Genomic DNA, 2,742 nt, shown 5'->3' on the forward strand with positions numbered 1-2,742 from the left:
TCGGTGCAGCCCCTGCCCCACCGGCTTTCTGTGGATCGGCTTCGCGCAGCCCTCCTCATGGTCCGGGGTGGCCTCAAGGGCTGCGCAAGTCAGCCGGACTGGTGCGTTGGCTGCGCTGCGCTCCGCATCTCGGAGGGGGCTGCCCCTTGACCCCACCCCGGCCTGCTTCGGGGTCTCCGCTACGCCTGCCATGGCTACCGCATCCCGCATCCGCTCCTTCCGGTCCCTCAGCTCCCGCACCCTGGAGCTGCTGTGCGAAGAGGCCTCCGCCCACCGCCCGGCTCCTCTGGGGCGGCTGGAGCGGCTCTGCGCTGATCTCCTGTTCGATCGGCAGCTCCTCAATCCGCCGGTGGTGAGCTCATTCCCGGAGAGCGAGCTGCCCTTCTGAGGCTCAGGCCTTCAGCCCCGGCTGCGGCCGGGGCCTTTTTTGTGCTTCACCCGTACCACAATCCCTGCCCCACCGGCCCTCAGTGGATCGGATCAATCCGCTGGATCTGCCCAGCTGGGGCCAGGAGCTGGAGCGCCGAGCAGTCCGGCCCTGGCCGCTCGGCCGGGGCCACTCAGTCCATGCCCCTGGTCCCTAGAGGCTCCGGCTGCAGTCAGGGTTTTCTGTTTCCCCTCCAGCGCCGGGCGCGGCGTTGCTCTGAACTCTTGGGTGATCAGCGGCAGCGCAATGCGATGGGGTGAATCAACAGCTGAGCAACACCTGAGCCCGTTCACTGTGACAGTCCTCACCTACTTGACAGATGGCCCTCCCAGGAGATAGTGTTTGATCAGGGGTTGTCGAACAAACGACATCACCTGTTCGCCAAGTCAGTTGCTCGTCCAGCTGTCAATGCTGCGGCTTGCGCCGTGGGCTATGCACTGGCCATCTCAGGGCCGACGGACTATGTCCGCGTCGGGTTGCTGGAGCACATCGCCAGCCGGATTCATGCTCGGGGGCAAGAGCTCAGCGAGCAGCGGCTAGGGCAATCCGTCGTGCACCAGCAGTGCTGCTGCTCAGCACCTGAGCAACACCAGGACCATCACCATCGATTCCTCCACCCACACCTCCTTGCCTATGCCGATCTCCCTCCAGCCAACGTCCCGCCACACCGTTTTTGTCTACGGCACGCTCAAGCGTGGCCAGTCGAATCACCACTACCTCCACGGCAGCATCTACCTCGGACGCCGGCGGTTGGTTGGCGCCCAGCTCCACAACCTCGGCCCCTATCCGATGGCGCTGCTGACGGGTCGTAGTGAGACCGTGATCCATGGTGAGCTCTACCGCGTCAACGATGGGGGCCTGGCCCTTCTGGATCAGCTCGAGGGCTACCCCGGCTACTACGACCGATCCGAGCTCAGCCTCAGTGACGGCACCATCGCCTGGACATACCACGGCAATCGGGAGCAAGTGGCCGCTGCCCCGGTGATCCCCGCGGGGGAGTGGCAGACCACGGCGGTGTTGCATTACGGCTCCAACCTCGATCCCGACCGCCTGCAGGCCCGCTGCCATGACTGGGACGGGGACGGGGTCGTCGCGCAGCTGGAGGGCTGGAGCTGGGGCATCGACAAAGTGGCTTGCGGTCGGCCTGGCTACGGCTATGCGGGGATCCAGCTCTGCAGCAGCGCCACCACCTGGGGCGTCGTGACGCACCACAGCGCTGACGACGTCGCAGCGCTGGATCGAGCCGAAGGCATCCGCGGGGGTCACTACCAACACCATCGGGTGCGGGTCCGCAGTCGCTGCGGCGCCACGTTTGAGGCCCTCACCTATGTGCCCTGCGATGACAGGCGACGGCGAGGTCTGCAAGCGGAGGACTCCTACCGGAACCACATCCTCCAGGGGCTCGATCACTGGAACCTGCCGGCTGCCTGGCGCTGCAAGGTGCTCGAATCCCTCTGCACCACCACGTAGGGAGGAATGAGCTGCCAGGTGCCCGTAGACCGGCTGCGCTCAAACGCCTTGCGGTACGGATGCTCCACCAGCACCCCACTGGTGACGTACTGCCAACGGGGCTCTCCACTGTCTGGATTGACCAGGCGACCGTCATCCCGGGCCAGAAAGCGCTGCTGGGCTGCCTCGGGCGTCAGGCCTGCGGAGCCACCCCGGCCCGCAACGGCCGCTCTGCCCAGCACCTGCGCCAATCCCACCAGAACCCGGGTGGGAACGTTGGGGCTCTTGAGCTGGCTGCCCCGGCCCAGCTCTCCGACGGGCTCTGCCGTGGCATCCACCACCAGCCAACCCTCCTGGCTCCATTCCGCCAGCTGGGCTTCCGCCAACCACTCACTCAGCACCACAATCGTGGAAGGCCCCCGCTCGGGCTGCAACAACAGGGTGAGGCCAGTGGTACCGCGTCGTCCCTCCGCGTCGTACAGCTGATCCAGGAGCTCTGGATCCGCGCCCTGGCAGAGCAGCAGGAGCTCCAGCAGGCAGGTGGTGGGATCTTGCACCAGTACATCAAGCGGCGGAGTGCCTCGCTGCTCCTGTCCCTCCTGCCGGTGCCGCCCCACCAGCTGCTGGAGGGTGTCGCTATCGACGCCGCCGCTCTCGTGGAGGCTGCAGACCGCGCGATAGAGCCGCGCCCGCGTGAGTTCGGTCGGGCCCTGGAGCACCGCATCCAGCAGATGGGCAGCCCACTGCCACTCCCGGCCACGCATCGCCACACTTGATTACCCAGCTCGCTCCGCAGCGCAGGACCTGAGCCCATAGACTGGTACACAAATACCAGTCCGGCCATGGCCCGCAGTGCGATCCAGTTC

General features: G+C 66.4%; 3 protein-coding genes. 2 read left to right on the forward strand and 1 reads right to left on the reverse strand.

Annotation, left to right across the window (positions count from 1 at the left end):
* Window positions 1-190: 190 nt before the first annotated feature.
* Both CJZ98_RS17465 and CJZ98_RS17470 read left to right on the forward strand, forming a co-directional pair.
* Window positions 191-388, forward strand: a complete 198-nt coding sequence (locus CJZ98_RS17465) for a hypothetical protein (RefSeq protein WP_094592378.1) — start codon at window positions 191-193, stop codon at window positions 386-388.
* 672 nt (window positions 389-1,060) lie between these two features.
* Window positions 1,061-1,897, forward strand: a complete 837-nt coding sequence (locus CJZ98_RS17470; RefSeq protein WP_094592379.1) for a gamma-glutamylcyclotransferase — start codon at window positions 1,061-1,063, stop codon at window positions 1,895-1,897.
* On the opposite strand, the gene CJZ98_RS17475 is transcribed toward CJZ98_RS17470, so the two are convergent.
* On the reverse strand, window positions 1,834-2,640 hold the full coding sequence (locus tag CJZ98_RS17475; protein WP_094592380.1) for a hypothetical protein: 807 nt from the start codon (window positions 2,638-2,640) through the stop codon (window positions 1,834-1,836). The two genes, CJZ98_RS17470 and CJZ98_RS17475, sit on opposite strands and share 64 nt — an antisense overlap.
* Window positions 2,641-2,742: the final 102 nt, after the last annotated feature.

Source organism: Vulcanococcus limneticus LL, assembly GCF_002252705.1.
Lineage (GTDB): Bacteria > Cyanobacteriota > Cyanobacteriia > PCC-6307 > Cyanobiaceae > Vulcanococcus > Vulcanococcus limneticus.